The 21,724-nt window shown below is 63.1% G+C and carries 24 protein-coding genes; 13 read left to right on the top strand and 11 right to left on the bottom strand.

Going from position 1 to position 21,724, the window contains the following annotated elements; genetic code table 11:
• Nucleotides 1-237 precede the first annotated feature (237 nt).
• From FJW06_RS21945 to FJW06_RS21925, 5 genes are all read left to right on the top strand, one after another.
• Nucleotides 238-879 (top strand): 50S ribosomal protein L25/general stress protein Ctc, encoded by a 642-nt coding sequence (locus FJW06_RS21945; RefSeq protein WP_140754410.1) that lies wholly within the window; start codon nt 238-240, stop codon nt 877-879.
• A 22-nt stretch (nt 880-901) separates the two neighbouring features.
• Nucleotides 902-1,624 carry an aminoacyl-tRNA hydrolase gene (gene pth / locus FJW06_RS21940; protein ID WP_140754408.1) on the top strand — a complete coding sequence of 241 codons (723 nt, stop codon included), beginning with the start codon at nt 902-904 and terminating at the stop codon, nt 1,622-1,624.
• 175 nt (nt 1,625-1,799) lie between these two features.
• Nucleotides 1,800-2,903 carry a redox-regulated ATPase YchF gene (gene ychF, locus FJW06_RS21935; RefSeq protein ID WP_140754406.1) on the top strand — a complete coding sequence of 368 codons (1,104 nt, stop codon included), beginning with the start codon at nt 1,800-1,802 and terminating at the stop codon, nt 2,901-2,903.
• A gap of 91 nt (nt 2,904-2,994) precedes the next feature.
• Nucleotides 2,995-3,456, top strand: a complete 462-nt coding sequence (locus FJW06_RS21930; protein ID WP_140754404.1) for a MaoC family dehydratase — start codon at nt 2,995-2,997, stop codon at nt 3,454-3,456.
• Nucleotides 3,453-3,923, top strand: a complete 471-nt coding sequence (locus FJW06_RS21925; protein ID WP_140754402.1) for a MaoC family dehydratase — start codon at nt 3,453-3,455, stop codon at nt 3,921-3,923. Before FJW06_RS21930 ends, FJW06_RS21925 begins: the two co-directional genes overlap by 4 nt.
• Nucleotides 3,924-4,000: 77 nt before the next feature.
• Here the strand turns inward: FJW06_RS21925 and FJW06_RS21920 are convergent, their stop codons facing one another.
• From FJW06_RS21920 to petA, 5 genes are all read right to left on the bottom strand, one after another.
• Nucleotides 4,001-4,546 (bottom strand): adenine phosphoribosyltransferase, encoded by a 546-nt coding sequence (locus tag FJW06_RS21920; protein WP_073986147.1) that lies wholly within the window; start codon nt 4,544-4,546, stop codon nt 4,001-4,003.
• Nucleotides 4,547-4,735: 189 nt separating this feature from the next.
• Complete coding sequence (locus FJW06_RS21915) at nt 4,736-5,431, bottom strand: phosphatase PAP2 family protein (RefSeq protein ID WP_140754400.1); 696 nt, start codon at nt 5,429-5,431, stop codon at nt 4,736-4,738.
• A gap of 140 nt (nt 5,432-5,571) precedes the next feature.
• Nucleotides 5,572-6,441 (bottom strand): cytochrome c1, encoded by an 870-nt coding sequence (locus FJW06_RS21910; RefSeq protein WP_140754398.1) that lies wholly within the window; start codon nt 6,439-6,441, stop codon nt 5,572-5,574.
• A gap of 21 nt (nt 6,442-6,462) precedes the next feature.
• Nucleotides 6,463-7,764: a cytochrome b N-terminal domain-containing protein gene (locus FJW06_RS21905; protein ID WP_140754396.1), complete on the bottom strand. Its 1,302-nt coding sequence runs from the start codon at nt 7,762-7,764 to the stop codon at nt 6,463-6,465.
• A gap of 16 nt (nt 7,765-7,780) precedes the next feature.
• A complete protein-coding gene (gene petA, locus FJW06_RS21900; protein ID WP_112126775.1) occupies nt 7,781-8,341 on the bottom strand; it encodes a ubiquinol-cytochrome c reductase iron-sulfur subunit in 561 nt (186 codons plus the stop codon).
• 309 nt (nt 8,342-8,650) lie between these two features.
• Here petA and FJW06_RS21895 point away from each other — a divergent pair, with 309 nt between their 5' ends.
• On the top strand, nt 8,651-8,995 hold the full coding sequence (locus FJW06_RS21895; RefSeq protein WP_140754576.1) for a cupin domain-containing protein: 345 nt from the start codon (nt 8,651-8,653) through the stop codon (nt 8,993-8,995).
• Nucleotides 8,996-9,108: 113 nt separating this feature from the next.
• On the opposite strand, the gene FJW06_RS21890 is transcribed toward FJW06_RS21895, so the two are convergent.
• From FJW06_RS21890 to FJW06_RS21870, 5 genes are all read right to left on the bottom strand, one after another.
• Nucleotides 9,109-9,420, bottom strand: coding sequence for a DUF6665 family protein (locus FJW06_RS21890; RefSeq protein WP_140754394.1), 312 nt, complete (start codon nt 9,418-9,420; stop codon nt 9,109-9,111).
• Between the two features lie 9 nt (nt 9,421-9,429).
• On the bottom strand, nt 9,430-11,313 hold the full coding sequence (locus FJW06_RS21885; protein ID WP_140754392.1) for an ABC transporter ATP-binding protein: 1,884 nt from the start codon (nt 11,311-11,313) through the stop codon (nt 9,430-9,432).
• Entirely contained in the window at nt 11,310-13,202 is a 1,893-nt protein-coding gene (locus tag FJW06_RS21880; protein ID WP_140754390.1) for an ABC transporter ATP-binding protein, read from the bottom strand. Before FJW06_RS21880 ends, FJW06_RS21885 begins: the two co-directional genes overlap by 4 nt.
• Before the next feature lie 224 nt (nt 13,203-13,426).
• Complete coding sequence (locus FJW06_RS21875) at nt 13,427-15,301, bottom strand: ABC transporter ATP-binding protein (RefSeq protein ID WP_140754388.1); 1,875 nt, start codon at nt 15,299-15,301, stop codon at nt 13,427-13,429.
• Between the two features lie 25 nt (nt 15,302-15,326).
• Nucleotides 15,327-15,803: a hypothetical protein gene (locus tag FJW06_RS21870; protein WP_246674777.1), complete on the bottom strand. Its 477-nt coding sequence runs from the start codon at nt 15,801-15,803 to the stop codon at nt 15,327-15,329.
• Nucleotides 15,804-16,209: 406 nt separating this feature from the next.
• Here FJW06_RS21870 and FJW06_RS21865 point away from each other — a divergent pair, with 406 nt between their 5' ends.
• Nucleotides 16,210-16,668: a tRNA (cytidine(34)-2'-O)-methyltransferase gene (locus FJW06_RS21865; RefSeq protein WP_140754384.1), complete on the top strand. Its 459-nt coding sequence runs from the start codon at nt 16,210-16,212 to the stop codon at nt 16,666-16,668.
• Nucleotides 16,669-16,877: 209 nt separating this feature from the next.
• On the top strand, nt 16,878-17,321 hold the full coding sequence (gene soxR, locus FJW06_RS21860) for a redox-sensitive transcriptional activator SoxR (RefSeq protein ID WP_140754382.1): 444 nt from the start codon (nt 16,878-16,880) through the stop codon (nt 17,319-17,321).
• A 180-nt stretch (nt 17,322-17,501) separates the two neighbouring features.
• Here soxR and FJW06_RS21855 read toward each other — a convergent pair whose 3' ends face one another.
• Complete coding sequence (locus FJW06_RS21855) at nt 17,502-17,759, bottom strand: hypothetical protein (RefSeq protein ID WP_140754380.1); 258 nt, start codon at nt 17,757-17,759, stop codon at nt 17,502-17,504.
• 120 nt (nt 17,760-17,879) lie between these two features.
• Between FJW06_RS21855 and hemF the strand changes: the two genes are divergently transcribed.
• The 5 genes from hemF to FJW06_RS21830 all read left to right on the top strand — a co-directional run bounded on the left by hemF (nt 17,880) and on the right by FJW06_RS21830 (nt 21,640).
• A complete protein-coding gene (hemF, locus tag FJW06_RS21850) occupies nt 17,880-18,794 on the top strand; it encodes an oxygen-dependent coproporphyrinogen oxidase (protein ID WP_140754378.1) in 915 nt (304 codons plus the stop codon).
• A gap of 255 nt (nt 18,795-19,049) precedes the next feature.
• A complete protein-coding gene (locus FJW06_RS21845; protein ID WP_140754574.1) occupies nt 19,050-19,310 on the top strand; it encodes a DUF1344 domain-containing protein in 261 nt (86 codons plus the stop codon).
• A gap of 254 nt (nt 19,311-19,564) precedes the next feature.
• Nucleotides 19,565-19,750 (top strand): DUF1059 domain-containing protein, encoded by a 186-nt coding sequence (locus FJW06_RS21840; RefSeq protein ID WP_040989704.1) that lies wholly within the window; start codon nt 19,565-19,567, stop codon nt 19,748-19,750.
• Nucleotides 19,751-20,023: 273 nt separating this feature from the next.
• A complete protein-coding gene (locus FJW06_RS21835) occupies nt 20,024-20,602 on the top strand; it encodes a hypothetical protein (RefSeq protein WP_140754376.1) in 579 nt (192 codons plus the stop codon).
• A 15-nt stretch (nt 20,603-20,617) separates the two neighbouring features.
• Entirely contained in the window at nt 20,618-21,640 is a 1,023-nt protein-coding gene (locus FJW06_RS21830) for a S8/S53 family peptidase (protein WP_140754374.1), read from the top strand.
• Nucleotides 21,641-21,724 lie beyond the last annotated feature (84 nt).

Raw genomic sequence — 21,724 nt, 5'->3', positions numbered from 1 at the left:
CAGGCCTTTCAGCCCAACCGCTTGCACCCTTGCCCGCCTTCCGCTATAGAGCCGCCATCCGCGTAGACACCCTTGGAGGCAACGCGGAGGAAGGCCGCCCAGGCCTCGCATGATCCCCAGACGCATTTGGATCGCCAAACGCATCGGACAGGTCGTGCAAGGCCGCGACGGCTTTCGACGTTTACGGTTGGCTTCGTGCTTGCCGCAAGCGCTCCATAACACGCGAAAGGAAATGCCATGAGCCACGATGCTTACGAGCTCAAGGCCGAAGCGCGCGAACAGGTCGGTAAGGGGTCCGCCCGTGCAGTTCGCCGCAACGGTAAAGTGCCTGCAGTTATTTACGGCGACAAGCAGCCTCCCCTGGCGATTGCGCTGAACTACAAGGACATCTTCTACAAGATCCATGGCGGCGGGTTCCTGACAACGGTCGCCACGATCGATGTCGACGGCAAGAAGATCCAGGTCCTGCCGAAGGATTTCCAGCTCGACCCGGTCAAGGATTTCCCTGTCCATGTCGACTTCCTGCGCATCGGCAAGGACACCGAAGTCAATGTCGACGTGCCTGTCCACTTCATCAATGAGGACAAGTCGCCCGGCATCAAGCGCGGCGGCGTGCTCAACATCGTTCGCCACGAAGTCGAGTTCCACTGCCCGGCCAACGCGATCCCGGAATTCATCACCGTCGATCTCGCCGGCACCGACATCGGCGACTCGATCCACATCTCGGCCGTCAAGCTGCCGGCCGGCGTCAAGCCGGTCATCTCCGATCGCGACTTCACCATCGCGACCATTGCCGGCTCGTCGGCGATGAAGCCGGAGGCTGAAGCCACCACCGAGACGGCCACCGAGACGGCGGCCCCGGCGGCCGAAGAGAAGTAATTCTCCACGCTTGGAGGCGACGATGCTTGTCTTTGCAGGCCTCGGCAATCCGGGCGCGAAATACGAGAACAACCGGCACAATGTCGGCTTCATGGCGGCGGACGCGATAGCCCGCCGCCATTCCTTTTCGCCCTGGTCGAGAAAATTCCAGGGCCTGATCTCAGAAGGCACGCTCGGCGGCGAGAAAATCCTGCTGATCAAGCCGCAAACCTTCATGAACCTGTCCGGACAGTCGGTCGGCGAGGCGCTGCGCTTCTATAAGCTCGAACCCGCCGCGCTCACCGTTTTCTACGACGAGATCGACCTTGCCGCCGGCAAGCTCAGGGTCAAGGTGGGCGGCGGCTCCGGCGGCCACAACGGCATCCGCTCGATCGACCAGCATGTCGGCAACGCCTATCGCCGGGTGCGCATCGGCGTCGGCCATCCCGGCGTCAAGGAGATGGTGCACGGCCACGTGCTCGGCGATTTCGCCAAGGCGGACTACGAGTGGCTCGATGTCCTGCTGGACGCAATCGCCGACGACGCTGCGCTGCTCGCCAAGGGCGACGACAGCTCGTTCATGAACCGCGTCACGCTCACTCTGCGCGACAAGCTCGTGCCGACCGGCAACGACGACCGCCCGCCGCCCAAGCCGCCGAAACAGCAAAGCCATATCCGCCAGGCGCGCCCGCAGCAGCCGGCGACAAAAATTCCCGAAAGCGGCCCGATGGCCGCCATGCTGAAGAAGCTGTTCGGAAAGGACTAAGAGGCGGTACCGCCCGCACCGCCCGACGTCCCGCCAGACTTCGCCGGCTTGCACGATGATCCCGCGATAACCAGATTAGCCGCCATGAGGCGGCCCGGCCGATCGGGGCTTGACGTTCGTCACCCCTATCGCCCATAGCCCTCACCAAATCGAATTCCCACAGGACTGGACGAACATGGGTTTCAAATGTGGCATCGTTGGCTTGCCCAACGTCGGCAAGTCGACGCTGTTCAACGCGCTGACCAGGACGGCCGCCGCGCAGGCCGCCAACTATCCTTTCTGCACCATCGAGCCGAACACCGGCGAGGTGGCGGTGCCTGATCCACGCCTGCAGAAGATCGCGGCGATCGGCAAGTCGAAGGAGATCATCCCGACCCGCATCTCCTTTGTCGACATCGCCGGCCTGGTACGCGGCGCCTCCAAGGGCGAAGGGCTGGGCAACCAATTCCTCGCCAACATCCGCGAGGTCGACGCCATCGTGCATGTGCTGCGCTGCTTCGAGGATGACGACATCACCCATGTCGAAGGCCGCATCGACCCGGTGGCCGACGCCGAGACGGTCGAGACCGAGCTGATGCTCGCCGACCTCGAAAGCCTCGAGCGCCGCATCGTCCAGTTCCGCAAGCGCGCCGCCGGCAAGGACAAGGAAGCCATGGCCGTGCTGCCGATGATGGAAGCCGCCCTCGAATTGCTGCAGGCCGGCAAGCCGACGCGCTTCCTGCTCAACGGCATCGCGCCGGAGGATTTGCGCATCCTGCAGGGGCTGAACCTGCTCACCTCGCATCCCGTTCTCTATGTCTGCAACGTCGCCGAGGCGGATGCCGCCACCGGCAACGAGCACACCCGCGCGGTGGAGAAGATGGCCGCCGCGCAAGGCGCCGGCACGGTGGTGATCTCGGCGGCGATCGAAGCGGAAGTCGCCCAGCTTTCCGACGAGGAGGAAATGGAGTTCCTGGCCTCGATCGGCCTCGACGAGCCTGGCCTCAACAAGGTGATCCGCGCCGGCTACGAGCTCCTGCACCTGATCACCTATTTCACCGTCGGGCCGAAGGAGACGCGCGCCTGGACTATCCACAAGGGCGATAAGGCGCCGCAGGCGGCCGGCGTCATCCATACCGACTTCGAACGCGGCTTCATCCGCGCCCAGACGATCTCCTACAACGACTTCGTCACGCTGGGCGGCGAAGTGGCGGCCAAGGAAGCCGGCAAGGCGCGCGACGAAGGCAAGGAATATGTCGTCCAGGACGGCGACATCATGCTGTTCAAGTTCAATACCTGATGGCCTGACTGGCTTACCAGAAATCACTTGACCAAACCGTCCTAGGCCTGCATCCGGGTTGCCCGATCTTTGGGATAACCGGATTGCCGACATGACCGGAAAGACCTGGGCTTATGAGGATTTCGTCGAGGGCGCCTCGCTGGACATCGGCAGCAAGACCGTAAGCGCTGCCGAGATCATCGAATTCGCCTCGGAATTCGATGCTCAGCCGATGCATCTCGACGAGGAAGCCGGCAGAGCCAGCATCCTCGGCGGGCTTTCGGCTTCGGGCTGGCACACCTGCGCGATGTTCATGCGCATGCTGTGCGACGCCTTCCTGCTCGATTCGACTTCTCAAGGGTCGCCCGGCATCGAGCATGTGAAATGGAAGAAGCCGGTTCTGGCCGGCGACACCCTGCGCGGCACGGTCACGATCCTGTCCAAGCGCCAATCCAAATCGCGGCCCCAGCTCGGCTTGATCACCATGCATAGCGAACTGGTCAACCAGCGCGGCGAAAGCGTCTTCGAGCTGGAGAACACCGGCATGTTTCTGACCCGCGAGGCCGCGGCATGAGCCTCGACGAATTCTTCCTGATCGGCCAGACGGTCACGCTCGGCTCGCACAAGTTCGAGGCCGACGAGATCAAGGCGTTCGCCAGGAAATACGATCCGCAGATCTTCCATGTCGATGAAGAGGCGGCGAGGAAGAGCGTGCTCGGCGGGCTCTGCGCCTCGGGATGGCACACCGCCGCCACCTGGATGAAATACAATCTCGAAAAGCGCATGGAAACCGAGGGCGTACGCTGGACCGGCCCCGGCCCGCAGCCCGAATTCGGCCCCTCGCCCGGCTTCCGCAATTTGAAGTGGCTGAAGCCGGTCTATGCCGGCGAGACGGTGACCTTCACGCGCACCGCGCTGGCGCACCGCCCGCTCGCCGGGCGCCCTGGCTGGAACCTGCTTACGCTGCGCTCGGAAGGCTTCGATTCGACCGGCGACAAGGTGATTGAGTTCGACAGCGCCGTTCTGGTGAAGGTGGAGTAGCGAGTGGTGTGTAGTAAAGGCGCATAAATTTCGTGCTCGAACGTATTCGCTATTCGCTATTCACTATTCACCACTGACTAATGCCCCTCATACCCGATCAGCGTCCTGACCGGCACGCCGAGCGCTTCCAGCTTCTGGCGACCGCCGAGGTCCGGCAGGTCGATGACGAAGCAGGCGGCGACGATGTCGGCGCCGATTTGCCTGAGCAACTTCACCGCCGCTTCCGCCGTGCCGCCGGTGGCGATCAGGTCGTCGACCACGATCACCTTCTCGCCCGGCGAGACGCCATCCTTGTGCATCTCCATCTCGTCCAGCCCGTATTCGAGGCTGTAGGCCACGCGCACCGTCTCGTAAGGCAGCTTGCCCTTCTTGCGGATCGGCACGAAGCCCGCCGACAACTGGTGCGCAACGGCGCCGCCGAGGATGAAGCCGCGTGCCTCGATGCCCGCGATCTTGTCGATCTTCAGCCCGGCATAGGGATGCACCAGCTCGTCGATGGCGCGGCGGAAGGCACGCGCGTCGCCAAGCAGCGTGGTGATGTCGCGAAACAGGATACCGGGCTTCGGATAGTCCGGGATGGTGCGGATAGCTGCAAGCAGCGTGTCTTCGAGGGAGGATTTCATCGAGGCTTTCCGCATGTCCGGCTGTCGGATTTGACGGCGCCGGCCATTGCTGCCCGACGCGACCGACAAGGGCTACCGCGATGTCGCGCCGGAGACAAGCACATCCGGCAAGGATCGGCGCCGACCGGCCGCGGCCAAAAGGAAGGGCGCCCGCGAAGGCGCCCTTCGAAAGCAGGCGCTGCCGTGCGGCTACATGCCGAGGTCCGAGCGCAGTTCGGAGCGCGCCACTTCGTACTCGGCCTTGAAATCGGGACGGTTGAGTAGGACCGCGGCGATCACGCTGCCGGAAATCTTGCCCATCTCGATATCGGAGGGATAGTGGATGCCGCCGACCACGCGATTATGGGCGAATTCGGCCGCACGCGCCATGATCTCTGCCCGCTTCTCCGGCACCATGTCGGCAAGAATGATGCCCATCATCGTGCCGACCGTCGCGTGGCCAGACGGCCACGAGCCGGAGTTCGACAGCTTCACGACCGGCTTGACGAGATCGCTGAGCTGATGCGGGCGAGGACGCTTCCAGACATCCTTGGCAGGATCGACCACGGCGCCTTCGGTCGCCACGACGCGATCGAAGAAGGCGCTGAATTTTGGCAGCGTTTCCTTGCTGAACTTCGGTCCCATGACATCCGCGAATCGCCACACATTCTCTTCGGCATCGGCGATGGCGCGCTTTTCCATTTCCGGCGTGCGCGTCACCTGAAGGGTTAGCACCTCGCCGAGTTCAGCCTTGGTCTCAGCCGAATCGTTGGCGGGCGGCGGAGGCAGGATCATCGTCAGATCGATGTCCTTGCTGGTGACGAAGGGCTGCGCCTCCTCGGCATGGGCGACATGTCCGGTGACAAGCAGCAGGAAACCTGCCGCGAGCGATGCGAATCTTTTCATGGGTAGGATCCTTTGAAGTAGGGGCAAGACAGGATCGCCACGCGCAATGACGGCCATGTGACATGGCCGGATCAACGCGGTCTCGAAATGCGAAAAGGGCGCCTCAGGGGCGCCCTTCGAGCTTTCCGCTTTATCGCGCCTCAATGCGCGACGTCTGCCCACACCCTGCGCTTGGTCATGTAGACCAGCGCGCCGAAGAGCAGCAGGAAGACCATGACGCGGAAGCCGGTCTTCTTGCGGTCCTCCAGATGCGGCTCGGCGACAAACATCAGGAAGGCCGAGACGTCGCGGGCATACTGGTCGACGGTCTGCGGCGAGCCGTCGTCATAGGTCACCTGGCCGTCCGAGAGCGGCTTCGGCATCTTCAGCGACACGCCGGACAGGAAGTACGGATTGTAGTGCGTGCCTTCCGGGATAACCATGCCAGCCGGCGGCGTCTGGTCGTAGCCGGTGAGCAGCGAGTGGATGTAATCCGGGCCGCCCTGCGCATACTGGGTGAAGATATCGAAGATGAAGCGCGGGAAGCCGCGCTCGACGCCGCGCGCCTTGGCAAGCAGCGACATGTCCGGCGGGGCGGCGCCGCCATTGGCGGAGGCCGCGGCCTGCTCGTTCGGGAACGGCGCCGGGAAGTGGTCCGACGGCTTGCCGGGGCGGTCGAACATGTCGCCGGCATCGTTCGGGCCGTCATGAATGGTGTATCCGGCGGCCAGCGTCTTGATCTGCGCGTCCGAATAGCCGAGCCCTTCCAGCGTGCGGAAGGCCACCAGGTTCATCGAATGGCAGGCCGAGCAGACTTCCTTGTAGACCTTGAGGCCGCGCTGCAGCTGCGCCTTGTCGTAGGTGCCGAACGGGCCGGCGAAGCTCCAGCTCATTTCCTTCGGCTCGTTGATCGGGAAATGCGTCGGAGCAGCCGGGTTCTGTTCTTCCGCGGCGATGGCCCCAGCACTTGACATCCAAGTGCCCGCGACCACCAGGCCGAGCAGCGCCAGCGAGGTGAGAATCTTCTTCATACCCAAAATCCCCTCAGATCCTCAGCCTTTGGTTTCCGGCGCGGCGGTCGCGCCTGCCGGATGTCCGCTGCCGCCCTTGTTCTTTTCCAGCACCGCCTCGGTGATCGAGTTCGGCAGCCTCCGCGGCGTCTCGATCAGGCCGAGCACCGGCATGATGATCAGGAAGAAGGCGAAGTAGAACAAAGTCGCCATCTGCGCCATGAAGACGTAAGAGCCTTCCGCCGGCTGCGAGCCCAGCCATCCGAGCAGGATGGCGTCGGCGACGAACAGCCAGAAGAACAGCTTGTACCACGGACGGTAGACCGCCGAGCGGACCTTGGAGGTGTCGAGCCACGGCACCAGGAACAGCATGGCGATAGCGCCGAACATGCACAGCACGCCGCCGAGCTTGGAGTTGATCGGGCCGATGTTGAAGGTGATGGCGCGCAGGATCGCGTAGAACGGCAGGAAGTACCATTCCGGAACGATATGGGCCGGCGTCTTCAGCGGATTGGCGACCGTGTAGTTGTCCGGGTGGCCGAGATAGTTCGGCAGATAGAAGACGAAATAGGCGAAGACGAACAGGAACACGATCATGCCGAACGCGTCCTTGATGGTCGCATAGGGCGTGAAGGCGACGGTGTCGGTCTTCGACTTGACCTCGATGCCGGTCGGATTCGACTGGCCCACGACATGCAACGCCCAGATGTGCAGGACGACAACGCCGGCGATCATGAACGGCAGCAGGTAATGCAGCGCGAAGAAGCGGTTCAGTGTCGGGTCGTCGACGGCGAAGCCGCCGAGCAAAAGCTGCTGGATCCAGTTGCCGACCAGCGGGATGGCGCTGAAGAAGCCGGTGATGACGGTGGCGCCCCAGAAGCTCATCTGCCCCCAAGGCAGCACATAGCCCATGAAGCCGGTGGCCATCATCAGCAGGTAGATGATGCAGCCTAGGATCCACAGCAGCTCGCGCGGCGCCTTGTAGGAACCATAAAACAGGCCGCGGAAGATGTGGATGTAGACGGCGACGAAGAAGAACGAGGCGCCGTTGGAATGGAGATAGCGCAACAGCCATCCCGAATTCACGTCGCGCATGATCTTCTCGACCGAATCGAAGGCGAGATTGGTGTCGGACGTGTAGTGCATCGCCAGCACGATGCCGGTCAGGATCTGCGAGACCAGCATGATCGACAGGATGCCGCCGAACGTCCACATGTAGTTCAGGTTGCGCGGCACCGGATAGGCGACGAAACTGTCATAGATCAGCCGCGGCAACGGCATGCGGGCGTCGAACCAGCGCTCGATACCGGTCTTGGGCGTATAGGTCGAGTGTCCCTCGCTCATCGAAATGTCCCCTGCCTCAACCGATAAGGATCTTGGTATCGGAAATGAACTTGAATACCGGGATCGCCATGTTCTCCGGCGCCGGGCCTTTGCGGATGCGGCCGGCGGTGTCGTATTGCGAACCATGGCACGGGCAGAACCAGCCGCCGAAGTCGCCTTCCTGGCCCAGCGGGATGCAGCCGAGATGGGTGCAGACCTGCACCATCACCATCCAGGCTTCCTTGCCGGGCGTGGTGCGGTTGGCGTCGGTCGCCGGCGCGTCGGCCGGCAGGTTGGCGTTGCGCGCGATCGGGTCCTTGAGATCGGCGAGGTTGACGGCTTCGCCGTCCTTCATTTCCTTCTCGGTGCGGTTGCGCACCACCACCGGCTTGCCGCGCCATTTGACGATCAGCGAGCTGCCCGGCTGCAGCGAGGAGACATCGACCTCGACCGAGGCCAGCGCCAGCGTCGAGGCGTCGGGGCGCATCTGGTCAATGAACGGCCACGCGACGGCTCCGGCGCCGACAACGGCGGCCATGCCGGTGGCTACGTAGAGAAAATCGCGACGGTTGGGATCGTGGATGTCGGTTGCGCTCACGGGTGCCTGATCCTTTCGCCTCTTCCTAACCGGAGGCCGAGCCTTGTCCCCGCTCATCGCACCTGCCCGACAGCGCATGGCGAACAGGCTAGCGAATTCCTCCGGCATTTGGATTTTCGGTTTATGCGGGCGGCCCGTTTTTGTCCAGCGGGGTGAGGCCACAAGGGCAGATTGTCGCGGGGATGGGCAGCGACCGTGGCCGATGCGTCCTTGCGAGGCCGGCTTGCAGGGCGAACAACGGGAATCCGGGGCGAAGTCGAGGCCGTGTTTGCCTCGACATCGGCTCCTGGCACGGTCTATTCTGCCGCCATGGCGCATGTCATCGAACGCGACAGCTGGGCCGAAGCCCCCGACCGCTGGAAAGGCGAGCTGCAATGCGGCCAATTCGGCGCCAATTCCTGCCTGATCTTCAATTATCAGGAGAAGATCGGGGGCGGGCCGCGCCTGCACAAGCATCCCTACGCGGAGATCTTCGTCATCCGTTCCGGCACCGGCCTGTTCATGATCGGCGACCAGGAGATCAAGGCCACCGCCGGCCAGATCCTGATCGTGCCGCCCGGCACGCCGCACAAATTCACCAATCTCGGCCCCGGTCCGCTCGAAAGCACCGACATCCATGAGAACGGCCACTTCATCACGGAATGGCTGGAGTAGCGTTGTCGGTTCCTAGAGCAATTCCGGGAAAAGTGTGAGCGGTTTTCCGTGCGGAATTGCGTCAAAACAAAGGGATAGAGCGGTTCGCCGTTTCCGTGAAACGGTGAAACGCTCTAGCTGGCGCCCAGCCTGACCAGAACCGCCCGAGGGATGTCGTATTCGCGGATCACGGCATCGTGCTTGCGCAAGCCGCAAAGCTCGCGCTGGATGAAGTAGGCGTGGACGGCCGCCGCCGCTTCCTTGAGCAACCGGTTACGATGCTCGCCCTCGCCACCCTCGCGCAACTTGGCAAGGCTTTCCTCGACACGCTGGCCGGCGCGGCCGAGCGCTGCGGCCTTTTCGGCGAGGATTTCGTGGCCGAGCAGGTCGAGCGCGCTCTCCTGCGCGCCTGACCGTCCGAAATTGGTGGGCATGCGTACCGACATGACGCCGTTCTACTCCGCCGGCCGCGTCTCTTCCAGCGCGCTTTCCTCATTGAACAGGAAGCCCCCGGACTGCCGTTTCCAGAGCCGCGCATAGAGCCCATCGAGCGCCACCAGTTCGTCATGCGTGCCCTGTTCGACGATGCGGCCGCCGTCGAGCACCACCAGCCGGTCGAGCGCCGCGATGGTGGAGAGCCGGTGCGCGATCGCGATCACCGTCTTGTTCTCCATCAGCCTGGTCAGGTTCTCCTGGATCGCCGCCTCGATGTCCGAATCGAGCGCCGAGGTCGCCTCGTCGAGGATGAGAATCGGCGCATCCTTGAGGAAGACGCGCGCGATCGCCACGCGCTGCCGCTGCCCGCCGGAGAGCTTCACGCCGCGCTCGCCGACATAGGCCTCGTAGCCGGCGCGACCTCTGGTATCGCGCAGTCCCAGGATGAAGTCATGCGCTTCGGCCTTTTTCGCCGCCGCGACCACTTGCGCATCGGTGGCATCCGGCATGCCGAGCTTGATGTTGTCGCGCAGCGAGCGGTGGAACAGCGCCGTATCCTGGCTGACGACCCCAATATTGCCGCGCAGCGAGTTCTGCGTCACATGCGCGATATCCTGGCCGTCGATCAGGATCCGGCCGCCTTCCAGGTCATAGAGACGTAGGATCAGGTTGGCCAAGGTGGTCTTGCCGGCACCCGACGGGCCGACCAGACCGACCTTCTCGCCCGGGCGCACGATGAGGTCGATGCCGTCGAGCACCCCTGCCCCCTTGCCGTAATGGAAGGTGACATTGCTGACGTCGATGCGGCCGCCGGTGACGACCAGTTCCTTGGCGTCCGGCGCGTCGGTCAGGCCGAGCGGCTGCGTGATCAGCGCCTTGGAGTTCTCAAGCACGCCGAGGTTCCTCAGAATGCTGTTGAGCTGCATCATCAGCCTTCCCAGCAGCATGTTGAGCCTCAGCACCAGCGATAGCGTGAAGGCGACGGCACCGACGGTGATCGAACCTTCGACCCACAGATAGATGGCGAAGGCGGCGATCGCGGTGATCATGACGCCGGAGAGCATGGTCAGCGCCATGCGCACGCCGGTCAGCCGCCGCGTGAAGGGCCGCAGCGCGTCGAGATAGATATCGAAGCCGTTGCGGATATAACGGTCGTCGCCGTCGGCAGCGAACAGCTTCAGCGTCTGAACGTTGGAATAGGAATCGACGATGCGGCCGGTGATCATCGAGCCGGCCTCGGCGGTCGCTTCGGCATGCTTGCGGATCGCCGGTAGATAAAGTTTCGCCAGCCAGCCGAATGCCGCGATCCACACCACCACCATCACCGCCAGCCGCAAATCCAGCCCCGCGACCAGCGCTAGTGTGGTGACCGTATAGACGATCATGAACCAGACCACCTCGATGAAGCTTTCCATCAGGTCGCCTGTCGCCTGCCCCGCCTGCCAGACTTTTGTCGCGATGCGGCCGGCGAAATCGTTCTGGAAGAAGGCGTAGGACTGGCGCGAGACGTGCCGGTGCGCCTGCCAGCGCACTAGGTTGTAGAAGCCCGGCGTGATCGTCTGCTCGTCGACCAGCGCCGACAGGCCGACCACGGCGGTGCGGATGATGAGCACCACCGCGCCCATGAACAGGAGCTCGGGACCGGCGGCGGCCCAAAGCGCATGCCAGCTTCGCTCGCCGGGCAACTGGTCGAGGATATCGACCAGCCTTCCGACGAAATAGAACAGGCCGGCCTCGACCAGCGGGGCGATGCCGCCGATGATCAGCATGGCGAAGAAGGCAAGCTTCGCCTGTCCGACATAGTGCCAGAGGAAGCCCCCGACGCCGGCGGGCGGCCGCAGATTCGCAGGCTCGCGGAACGGGTAGACCCAGTGCTCGAACCAGCGATAGATGGCCTGCATCATTCGGCGGCTTCACCTTTCGTCGGCAGATCGTCGGCGACCGGCTTCTCCTCGAGCAGGAATCCGCCCGACTGGCGCCGCCAGAGCTGGGCATAGAGCCCGCCCTTTGCGATCAGCGCTTCATGCGAGCCGTCCTCGACGATGCGGCCTTTGTCCATGACGACGAGCCGGTCCATCGCCGCGATGGTCGACAGCCGGTGGGCGATGGCGATGACGGTCTTGCCCTGCATGAGCTTGTAGAGGTTCTCCTGGATGGCGGCCTCCACCTCCGAATCGAGCGCGGACGTCGCCTCGTCGAGAATGAGGATCGGCGCGTCCTTCAGCATAACGCGGGCAATTGCGATGCGTTGCCGCTGCCCGCCGGACAGCTTCACGCCGCGCTCGCCGACAAGCGCCTCATAGCCGCTCTGCCCATGCGGATCGGTCAGTCCGGCGATCACATCGTCGATCTGGGCGGCCTTGGCGGCCCTGAACATCGCCTCGTCGCTGGCCGACTGGCGCCCATATTTGAGGTTCTCGCGAACCGACCGATGCAAGAGCGAGGTGTCCTGGTTGACGAAGCCGATCGCCGCCCGAACGCTTTCCTGCGAGACGTTGCGGATGTCCTGCCCGTCGATCAGCACCTTGCCGTCCTGCACGTCGAACAGCCTGAGCACGAGATTGACCAGCGTCGACTTACCGGCCCCGGAACGGCCGATCAGGCCAACCCGCTCGCCCGGCGCGATCCTCAGCGACAGATTGTCGATGACGCCGCCTTTGCCGTCCTTGCGCCAGTAGTTGAAGTTCACCCGGTCGAACTCGATTGCGCCGGCGGTCACGACGAGGGCCGGTGCGTCGGGCTGGTCTTGCATGACGATCGGCCGCGCGATCGTCGTCATCGAATTGCTGGCGACGCCGATCTGCCGGAAGACGTTGGCGCCGACATCGAGGATCCTGCCGGAGATGTTGGCGATCTGCAGCGCGAACGGTATCGCCGTCGCCACGGCCGCGGTGGTCATCGCGCCGGCGTTCCAGCCAACGAGCGCCAGCCAGCTCACGGCCACAAGCAGCGCCGCGTTGAGGATGAACAGGGCCGACCACATCAGCGTGAAAACGCGCATCAGCTGGTAGAACGTGTCGGCGTGCTCGACGACCGCCTGCGAGACATAGTTGTCTTCATGCTCGCCGGTCGAGAACGTCTTCAGCGTCAAAATATTGGTGTAGCTATCGACCATCCGGCCGCTCACCTGTGACCACCGCTCCGACAATTCGGACGAGCGTTGCGTGATCCTGGGCATCGCTGACCAGAAGATCAGGCAATAGAACACCAGCCACACCGCCAAGCCAGCCAGGAGAAGCGGGTCGAGCCGGGCCAGCACGACGATGGCGACCGCCACGAAGACCAGCGCATACCATACGGCATCGACGGTGAGGTTGACGCTCATCTCCATCGAATCGCCGCTCTGCATGACCTTGGTTCCGATGCGGCCGGCGAAGTCGTTCTGGAAGAACGACCAGTCCTGGCGCACGACATGCCAGTGGCTCTGCCAGCGGATGAGGTCGATGAGGTTCGGCGCGATGGCATGGTTGCGGATGAGCGCATCGATAACCATCGACAGCGGACGCAGCAGCACGACGATCGCCATGATGACGAGCAGTTGCCCATGCGCGGCGAAGAAATCGCCCGGCTTGGTGCTGGAAAGCAGGCCCACGATCAGGCCGACGAAAATCGGCAGCATCGCGTCCACGATTGCCGCGACCGCAACGATGACGACGCGCAGCCAATAGGCGGTGCGAAACTGCCTTATGAAATACCAGTAGAAGCGCCAAAGCCCCATTGGCGGCTGCCTGTCTTCGGCCAGCGCCACCGGCGAATAACGGCTTTCGAACCAGGTGAAGATGCGGTCGAACATTTTTTCTCTCACAGGCGCCGGAACCCGCCGGGGCCTGATTTGGTCGCCGGCAGGCTTCTGACCATGTCGTCGTTACGCCTGGGATCGATTCCCGGCAATCGCTGTAACCTTGATGCCGGAGCGGCTCGACGGCTCACAGAACCGTCGGGCGCTCCAAGTCTTTGTTTTGCGCAATTCCGGACAGAAAACCGCTACGCACTTTTCCTGGAATCGCTGTGATCGCGTCACTCCGCCGCCCACTCGGATTGAGGCGCTTTGGCGTCAGCCGGCGCGTCATCGAGCAGGAAGCCGCCCGACTGGCGCTGCCAGAGCTGCGCGTAAAGCTCGCCCTTGGCCACGAGTTCCTCATGCGAGCCTTCCTCGATGATGCGGCCCTTGTCCATGACGACGAGCCTGTCCATCGCCGCGATCGTCGATAGCCGATGCGCGATGGCAATCACGGTCTTGCCCTGCATCAGTTTGTAGAGATTCTCCTGGATCGCTGCCTCGGCTTCCGAATCGAGCGCCGAGGTCGCCTCGTCGAGGATCAGGATCGGCGCGTCCTTCAGCATGACGCGGGCGATCGCGATGCGCTGCCGCTGACCGCCGGACAGTTTGACGCCGCGGTCGCCGACATGGGCGTCGAATCCCTTACGGCCGTTGTGGTCCGAAAGCCCGCCGATGAAATCGAGCGCCTCCGCCCGGCGCGCCGCCTCGATCAGCATCTCGTCGGTCGCGTCGGGCCGGCCGTAAAGGATGTTCTCCTTCACCGAGCGGTGCAGCAGCGAGGTGTCCTGCGTCACCATGCCGATCTGCGCGCGCAGCGAATCCTGCGTCACCGCCGCGATCTCCTGGCCGTCGACGAGGATCCTGCCGCTTTCCAGGTCGTAGAAACGCAGCAGCAGATTGACCAGCGTCGACTTGCCGGCGCCCGAACGCCCGACAATGCCGACCTTCTCGCCGGGCTTCACGGTGAGCGACAGGTTCTCGATGACGCCCTTCTGCTTGCCGTAATGGAAGCCGATGTCCTCGAAGCGGATTTCACCCTGGCTGACGGCGATGTCCTTCGCGCCCGGCTTGTCTTCGACCAGGCGCGGCAGCGAGATCGACTGGATGCCGTCCTGCACCGTGCCGATATTCTCGAACAGCCCGGACATCTCCCACATGATCCATTGCGACATGCCCCACATGCGCAGCACCAGGCCGATGACCACGGCGACCGCGCCGATCGTCACCGCCTCGCCCAACCACAGCCAGAGCGAGATCGCCGTCACCGAGAACAAAAGCAGCGAGTTCAGGATGTAGAGCAGTCCGTAAAGCACCGTCACCAGCCGCATCGAGCGGTAGACGGTGTCGAGGAAGCTCGCCATGCCTTCCCTGGCGAAGGTCGCCTCGCGCCGCGCATGCGAAAACAGCTTCACCGTCTGAATGTTGGTGTAGCTGTCGACGACGCGCCCGGTCATGGTCGAGCGCGCATTGGCCTGCTCCTCGCCGACCTTGCCGAGCCGCGGGATGAAAAAGCGCAAGAGCCCGACATAGCCGACCAGCCATACGGCAAGCGGCGCCGCCAGCCGCCAGTCGGCCGAGCCGACGATGAACAACATGCCGAGGAAATAGACGATGACGTAGTTCAAGACGTCGATCAGCTTGATCACGCATTCGCGCACAGCGAGCGCCGTCTGCATCAGCTTGGTGGCGATGCGGCCGGCGAACTCGTCCTGATAGAAGGCCATCGACTGCTTGAGCAGATAGCGATGCACCTGCCAGCGGATGCGCATGGGATAGTTGCCCATCAGCGTCTGCTGGTTGAGCAGCGAATGCAGCCAGACCGTGCCCGGCAGGGCGAACAGCACGACGAAAGCCATGCCGGCGAGCTTCAAGTGCTCCGTCTGCAGGAAGGTTTCGCGGTTCTGCGCCGACAGCCAGTCGACGATGCGGCCAAGAAAGCCGAACATCCAGACTTCGGTGAAAGCGATCGCCGTCACCAGCACCGCATCGAAGATGATGTAGGGCCAGGCGCCGCGCGTGTAATGCACGCAGAACGCGATCAGCGTCTTGGGTGGCTCGACCGGCTCCGCAGCCGGGAAGGGATTGAGCCTGTTTTCAAACCAGCGGAACATTCCGGGCACTCACGATGCTATGCGCTTACGCTGCGCGGGATTGATGCGGTGGGTTTTGCGGCCGCCCGGCATTGCGGGCCGGCGACACGGAATCATCCGTGTCGCCGGCCCTGCTGCTCGCAATATAGGGTTTCGCCGGCATTTCGCCGACAGGCTCGTTCGACGATCCTGACGGCCCCGAGAATGCCGACAAAGAGCCTGAGCCTGCCCAGTTCCTGTCGCCCGGCCGGATCAGGCGGATGATCCGCCGCACCAGCGTGGGTCGGCTGTGGTCGGGCACCGCGCGCGAGAAATCGACGTCCGGCAGCATGCCGCGATGCGGCCTGCGCCGTTCCTCGGCATGCACCGCCGACGAATAGGTCTCGCCGATCAGCAGCGCCCACGTGGCCACCTTGCGCTCGTGCAGGCTTCTTGAACCAGGTATTTTGTAGGGATCGAACATTGGTCCGTCCTCCATATGCAAATGCGTTAAAAAGGGTGACGCCGCCTCGATCACCGGCATTCGACCGAAGGCGCGGATCGAATCGGCCGGAACGGGACGGCAAGCGTCGATTGGGACGCGACAAGCGTCGGCCTCGACACGTTCAGCGGGGGCGCGGCCGCCCTTTGGCAGTTTGAAAAACATCGCAAGATTCCTTCGAAGGCCGAAAACTGGTTCGGCGGGAATCGGTGCGATGAGGACTTAAAGTGTCAGAAGAATCGTCGTACCGAAACCGCCGGCGGGCATACGTAAGCCCCGGATGGGAGCTGGATGTGCATGGTCATCATGTGTTCCCCTCCATTCGGTTCGGGTTGACGACTGCGGGCATATACTCGACTTCGCAGAAAATGGCCATCCGACAGTCCAGAAATCGCCGAAAGCCGGAGATGCCTGTGGCCGATCTGCCACTTATTAGCAGGATGCGAAAATGAACGACCGTCTCCGCATCGCGCTCTACCAGCCGGATATCGCCGGCAACACCGGGACGATCCTGCGCTTCGCCGCCTGCCTCGACGTCGGCGTCGATATCATCGAGCCGGCTGGTTTCCCGCTCTCCGACCGGGCGCTGAAACGGGCCGGCATGGATTACCTCGAAATGGCGACGCTCTCCCGCCATGCCGACTGGCACGCCTTCGAGGAATGGCGAAAGGCGCATGCGCGCCGCCTGGTGCTGCTCACCACCAAGGCGGCGACCGCCTATACCGACTTTGCTTTCGCCGCCGGCGACATTCTCCTGTTCGGCCGCGAATCCGCCGGCGTGACGGAAGAAGTCCATCAAGCGGCGGATGCGCGACTGACCATACCGATGCGGCCGGGGGCGCGCAGCATCAATGTCGCGCTGTCGGTCGCCGTGGTCGCGGGTGAAGCGCTCCGTCAGATCGGCTAAAGCAATTCCAGGAAAAGTGTGAAACGGTTTTCCGTCCGGAATTGCGTCGAAACAACGAGCCAGTTTTCGCGCTTCCGCGCTATCCCGAACCGCCGCCCCTTCCGCCGTCATTCCTGCCCAGGCGCACATCACCCTTCTCCTGCAATTGCCCCACCGACATTTCTTGGCTACAAGCTCAACTTAACTTGAGGTCAAGCAGGAATTTGAGAATGGTTCCGGTGCGGGAATTGACGGTCGGCCAGGTGGCGATGCGCAGCGGCGTCGCGGTTTCGGCGCTGCATTTCTACGAGGCGCGCGGCCTGATCCGCAGCCACCGCACGTCTGGCAATCAGCGGCGCTACAGCCGTGACGTGCTGCGCCGCGTGGCGATCATCCGCGTCGCCCAGGAAGTCGGCATCTCCTTGGCCGAGATCGCAGCAGCCTTTCAAGCTTTGCCGGAGGGCCGCACGCCGACGCGCGAGGATTGGAATCTGCTTTCAACGGCTTGGCGAGATGGGCTCGACCAGAAGATTAGCCAGCTGAAGAAATTGCGCGACGGCCTGACCGACTGCATCGGCTGCGGCTGCATGTCGATCGACAAATGCCCGCTGAGGAACAAGGAAGACCGGCTGGCCCGGGAGGGGACGGGGGCGAGAAGGCTGGCGGTGCGCTGACAGTCTGTCGCCAAGGTGCATTGAGATTCAGGTCAGGCCGAGCCGGAGTCGAAGACGGGCGCGAAGCGACCAAACTAGGTGGCTTCCGAGAACCGGAGCGGAGCGTACGTAAAATACGTGAGCACTGGAAGCGCAGGAAGCCGCCATTGCAGGCCGGCGTCACCTGAATATCAATGCACCTCAATCCGCCGCCGGCAGCCGGCGCATGGTGAACTCGATGACATCGCCCGGACGTTCGAACCAGCTTTCGATCTCGGTCCAGTAGGCCTGCTTCGGGAACCGTTCGAACCACTCCTTCGCCTTGAGGCGGGCCGCTGGCCTCGGCAGCACGAAGGTCTCGCGCAGGAAACCGTCGCGCGGCTGGCCTGCACGGTCGGCCCGCGAGCGCTCCAGCCTCTTCTTCAAACCATCCAGCGGCGGTCTTGCCGGGGTGCGCACGAAGGAACTCCTTTGCGCCTGGATCAGACAGGACTTGACCCTTGCCTTTAAGAGATTAGGGATCGCGCGCAGAAAAAACGAGTCATTTGTCAGGCAAGCGGCCTGCGACTGGAGACGGATTTGGAACGACCTGACCTTCCGGTGGGGCTGCCGGCCGACATCGAGCAGAAGAAGATGAAGGCCCGCCTCTGGTTTGAAGCGCTGCGCGAGCGCATCTGCGCCACCTTCGAGCAGCTCGAGCAGGAGCTTCATGGACCGCTGTCCTCATGGTCGCCCGGTCTTTTCGAGAAGACGCCCTGGGAACGCGACGACGGCAAGGGCGGCGGCGGCACCATGTCGATGATGCGCGGCCGCGTCTTCGAGAAGGTCGGCGTGCATACCTCGACCGTCTATGGCGAATTCTCGCCCGAGTTCAGGAAGCAGATTCCCGGCGCCGAGGAAGACCCGCGCTTCTGGGCGAGCGGCATCTCGCTGATTGCGCATCCCTGGAACCCCAACGTGCCGGCCGTGCACATGAACACCCGCATGGTCGTCACCACGCGCCAGTGGTTCGGCGGCGGCGCCGATCTGACGCCGGTGCTCGACCGTCGGCGCACCCAAGACGATCCCGACACGGTCGCCTTCCATCGCGCCATGCAGTTCGCTTGCGAGAAGAACGCCGCCGTCGCCGACTATCCCAAATTCAAGGCCTGGTGCGACGAATATTTCTTCCTGCCGCACCGCAACGAGCCGCGCGGCATCGGCGGCATCTTCTTCGACTGGCTGCATTCGGACGAGGACAAGGGCGGCTGGAATGCCGATCTCAATTTCGTCCAGGATGTCGGCCGCTCCTTCCTCGTCGTGTACGCCCATCTGGTGCGGGGCAACTTCAACCAGAACTGGACCGATGCCGAGCGCGACGAACAGCTCATCCGGCGCGGCCGCTACGTCGAATTCAATTTGCTTCACGATCGCGGCACCATCTTCGGCCTGAAGACCGGCGGCAATGTCTCCTCGATCCTGTCCAGCCTGCCGCCCGAGGTAAAATGGCCGTAACGATCGGGTGAGCGCGGCGATGGCCGCATTGCTGTCCCATTCGCCGAATCTTGGCGGTCAATGTGGCAGGGGCAATATCTTTATCGTCTAATATCGTTTTGAAAAAATCGAGATATCAAGGTCTTCGGGTCGGGAAGCGCCGGCGGCAGAGATAGCGATCATCGTCTCCCACAGCCGTGACCCGACGCGACTTGACGACCCTGATCATCGGAGGTGCCTCGCCAAATGGGCACCCGCATTCCAGGAGAGCACGCCATGCGTAAGCTTATCGTGACGGCAGCAACGGCCGCCCTTCTCGCCTCGGGCGGCGCCGCGTTCGCGGCGGTCAAGCACACCACGGGAACCGTGAAGAGCTTTGACCAAACGACCATGAGCCTTGTTCTGGATGATGGATCGACGTTCAAGCTGTCCAAGGCCTTCAAGGATCCCGGCATTCAGGCCGGCGAGAAAGTCCGCGTGTCCTGGGACACGAGCGGCAAGAACAAGATTGCCGAGGCCGTCAAGATCATGAAGTAACGGCTAGGCCCCGGCAGAGCAGGCTCAGGCAGCACGAAAGGCGGAGCACCAGTGCTCCGCCTTTCGGTTTCGTATCTTTGCGGCGCGGATCCGCCTTGGTTATTCTTCATGCAACCGAAAACGGCGGCACGTGTTATTGTTATCCATCCGGGCAGTCCTCCGAAAAAGCCCGCAACAGCTTCCGAGGGATTGCATAAAAACAAATGGCCGGAGCGGTCGGCTTGGTGGCTCCGGAGCGAGGAAAGGAAAACCCGATGAAGGAATTTCAATGCGGATCGCTGGTTCCTGGCTGCGACTGGCACACGCGCGCCGAAGAGGAAGCTGAGGTCATGCGCCGCGCCGTCGAGCATATGCGCGAGACGCATGGCGAAACCATCATCCGCGAGACGATGATCGAGGCGATCCGCTCGCGCATCCAGAAGGTTCGCGATGCCGCCTGAGCGGCCAACGTCCAGAATTCGACCACAAGGGGCCCCACACAAGAACGAGCGCCTCCTGTGCCATGCCAAAGCCTCCTGCCGGTGATCGTGTGGGTCGCCGGCAGAAACATTTTCCGCATAATTCAAGCAATTCTTATATTCGTAGCGGCTTGGATAACCTTCCGGTAACGGTGCGCGTGCGATTCTCCAACCCATGATCCGGCCAGAGGGGCTGCCAGAGGAGCCTTTGCCATCAAGGCGCTGTCCGGAATGGTGGGGCGAGGTGCTTCGCGCATGCGCGAGCGGTCCAACATCGGAGCAGGTCTCTGCGCGGCGGCGCTCCTGTCGTGCGCCTTGCTCTTTGCGTCCGCGGCAATGGCCCAGGAATGGACGACCTCGCTCGTCGATATCCATCAGGGTTCTCCACTTAGCGATCGCGCCAGGGGCCTCGGCAATGGCGGCTACGAGTTGCAGAGCGGAAGCTGGATATCGTTCACCCGTTGGTACCATGCGAGCTGGGTCGATATGCATGTCGACTTCCTCAGTCAGATCACGCCCGATACCGGCTTTCTCTGGGGGTTCGGCACCGGAGAGCAGGCCGAGAAATACCGCATCGAGCCCAGCCTGAAGCTTGGCTTTCTCACCCAGATCCATCCCAATCCGAACAGCACGCTGTCGCTTGCGGTCACCTCGACCATCGGCGGCGGCCTCACTGAAAAGCCTTGCGAAGCCGACTATGGCGACCTGGGCACCTACAGCGTCAATTGCCGGCTCGCGGCGGGCGTCACCGCGCCGGAGGAAACCTTGAAATACTTGGTCAGCGCCAAGCCGGAGACCATGCATCTCTGGTTGAATTATCGTCTCACTTTCTGATCGCGGGAGCCGCAAATGAACATCATCTCGTGCCCGAATTCGCGCCCGTCCCGTTTCTCATTGAACTGGGGAACGAAGTTGGGCGTCGCAGCCGCCCTTGCCGTCCTCTGGGCGCCGATCGCCTCGGCGCAGGAGGTTCTCAGCGCGGACGAGACGGCTGCGCTATGCCATGGCGGCGGCTCCATCTGCGTGAGCGCAACGATCCCGGTGGCGCGCACTGCGCAAACGGTGCAGAACTGGATGAGCCCCGACGTCGGCGCCGCATGGGCGGCCGGCTACAAGGGCAAGGGCGTCACCATCACAATGGTCGACGACTTCAGCAGCACGTCGCGTTTTTCCGGCAATTTCGGGATCGGTGTGCAGACCCAGCGGCACGGCGAATGGACGCGCGAGGAAGCAAGCATGATCGCTCCCGCCGCAACCATACGCTCCAAGGATTTCTCGACCGGCACGTCCGTCTCGCTGGCTAGCGGCCGCAACGTGCTCAACCTGAGCTACGGCATGTACACCACCGCCGGCTACGGCGCGAACCAGATCTGGTGGGCTCCAGAGGAGTCCTCGATCATCTCCTACGCCAGCAAGGGGTCGGCCATCGTCTCGAAGGCGGCCGGCAACGATTCGGTCGCTGTCGGCGGGGTCACCGGTGGCCAGCAGGACTATCTCGACCTTGCCCTGATCGGCAAACCGACGGCGATCTTCGTCGGCGCGCTGTCGACGAACGGCACCACGGCCAACAAGGCTCAGCTCGCCTGGTATTCCGACTATGCCGGCTCGAACCCGGCTGTGCAGAGCCATTTCCTGGTGGTCGGCGTCGAAGGCGACAAGACGGGCCTTTACGGAACGTCTTTCGCCGCGCCGATCATCTCCGGCTATGCCGCGATCATCGGCAGCAAGTTCACCAAGGCAACGCCGGTGCAGATCACCAATGACCTGCTCAACACGGCCCGCACCGACACGCTGGCCAATTACAACCCGTCCATCTACGGCAAGGGCGAGGCAAGCCTTTCCCGCGCGCTCGCCCCTGTGGCGATCCATTGACAGGCGCCTAGGACCAATCGACATTCAGGATTCAGTTCTGCGGTGATGTGTGATTCATGGGTTTCCAGATTCGGTAATCTGGAG

This window comes from Mesorhizobium sp. B4-1-3 (genome assembly GCF_006439355.1).
Classification (GTDB): Bacteria; Pseudomonadota; Alphaproteobacteria; order Rhizobiales; family Rhizobiaceae; genus Mesorhizobium.
This window is presented reverse-complemented; position numbering and strand designations above follow the sequence as displayed.

Excerpts from the sequence above, each read along its gene's own strand:
- FJW06_RS21945 (WP_140754410.1), top strand. The coding sequence starts at position 238 with ATGAGCCACGATGCTTACGAGCTCAAGGCCGAAGCGCGCGAACAGGTC.
- pth (WP_140754408.1), top strand. The coding sequence starts at position 902 with ATGCTTGTCTTTGCAGGCCTCGGCAATCCGGGCGCGAAATACGAGAAC.
- ychF (WP_140754406.1), top strand. The coding sequence starts at position 1,800 with ATGGGTTTCAAATGTGGCATCGTTGGCTTGCCCAACGTCGGCAAGTCG.
- FJW06_RS21930 (WP_140754404.1), top strand. The coding sequence starts at position 2,995 with ATGACCGGAAAGACCTGGGCTTATGAGGATTTCGTCGAGGGCGCCTCG.
- FJW06_RS21925 (WP_140754402.1), top strand. The coding sequence starts at position 3,453 with ATGAGCCTCGACGAATTCTTCCTGATCGGCCAGACGGTCACGCTCGGC.
- FJW06_RS21920 (WP_073986147.1), bottom strand. The coding sequence starts at position 4,546 with ATGAAATCCTCCCTCGAAGACACGCTGCTTGCAGCTATCCGCACCATC.
- FJW06_RS21915 (WP_140754400.1), bottom strand. The coding sequence starts at position 5,431 with ATGAAAAGATTCGCATCGCTCGCGGCAGGTTTCCTGCTGCTTGTCACC.
- FJW06_RS21910 (WP_140754398.1), bottom strand. The coding sequence starts at position 6,441 with ATGAAGAAGATTCTCACCTCGCTGGCGCTGCTCGGCCTGGTGGTCGCG.
- FJW06_RS21905 (WP_140754396.1), bottom strand. The coding sequence starts at position 7,764 with ATGAGCGAGGGACACTCGACCTATACGCCCAAGACCGGTATCGAGCGC.
- FJW06_RS21895 (WP_140754576.1), top strand. The coding sequence starts at position 8,651 with ATGGCGCATGTCATCGAACGCGACAGCTGGGCCGAAGCCCCCGACCGC.
- FJW06_RS21890 (WP_140754394.1), bottom strand. The coding sequence starts at position 9,420 with ATGTCGGTACGCATGCCCACCAATTTCGGACGGTCAGGCGCGCAGGAG.
- FJW06_RS21885 (WP_140754392.1), bottom strand. The coding sequence starts at position 11,313 with ATGATGCAGGCCATCTATCGCTGGTTCGAGCACTGGGTCTACCCGTTC.
- FJW06_RS21880 (WP_140754390.1), bottom strand. The coding sequence starts at position 13,202 with ATGTTCGACCGCATCTTCACCTGGTTCGAAAGCCGTTATTCGCCGGTG.
- FJW06_RS21875 (WP_140754388.1), bottom strand. The coding sequence starts at position 15,301 with ATGTTCCGCTGGTTTGAAAACAGGCTCAATCCCTTCCCGGCTGCGGAG.
- FJW06_RS21870 (WP_246674777.1), bottom strand. The coding sequence starts at position 15,803 with ATGCCGGTGATCGAGGCGGCGTCACCCTTTTTAACGCATTTGCATATG.
- FJW06_RS21865 (WP_140754384.1), top strand. The coding sequence starts at position 16,210 with ATGAACGACCGTCTCCGCATCGCGCTCTACCAGCCGGATATCGCCGGC.
- soxR (WP_140754382.1), top strand. The coding sequence starts at position 16,878 with ATGGTTCCGGTGCGGGAATTGACGGTCGGCCAGGTGGCGATGCGCAGC.
- FJW06_RS21845 (WP_140754574.1), top strand. The coding sequence starts at position 19,050 with ATGCGTAAGCTTATCGTGACGGCAGCAACGGCCGCCCTTCTCGCCTCG.
- FJW06_RS21840 (WP_040989704.1), top strand. The coding sequence starts at position 19,565 with ATGAAGGAATTTCAATGCGGATCGCTGGTTCCTGGCTGCGACTGGCAC.
- FJW06_RS21835 (WP_140754376.1), top strand. The coding sequence starts at position 20,024 with ATGCGCGAGCGGTCCAACATCGGAGCAGGTCTCTGCGCGGCGGCGCTC.
- FJW06_RS21830 (WP_140754374.1), top strand. The coding sequence starts at position 20,618 with ATGAACATCATCTCGTGCCCGAATTCGCGCCCGTCCCGTTTCTCATTG.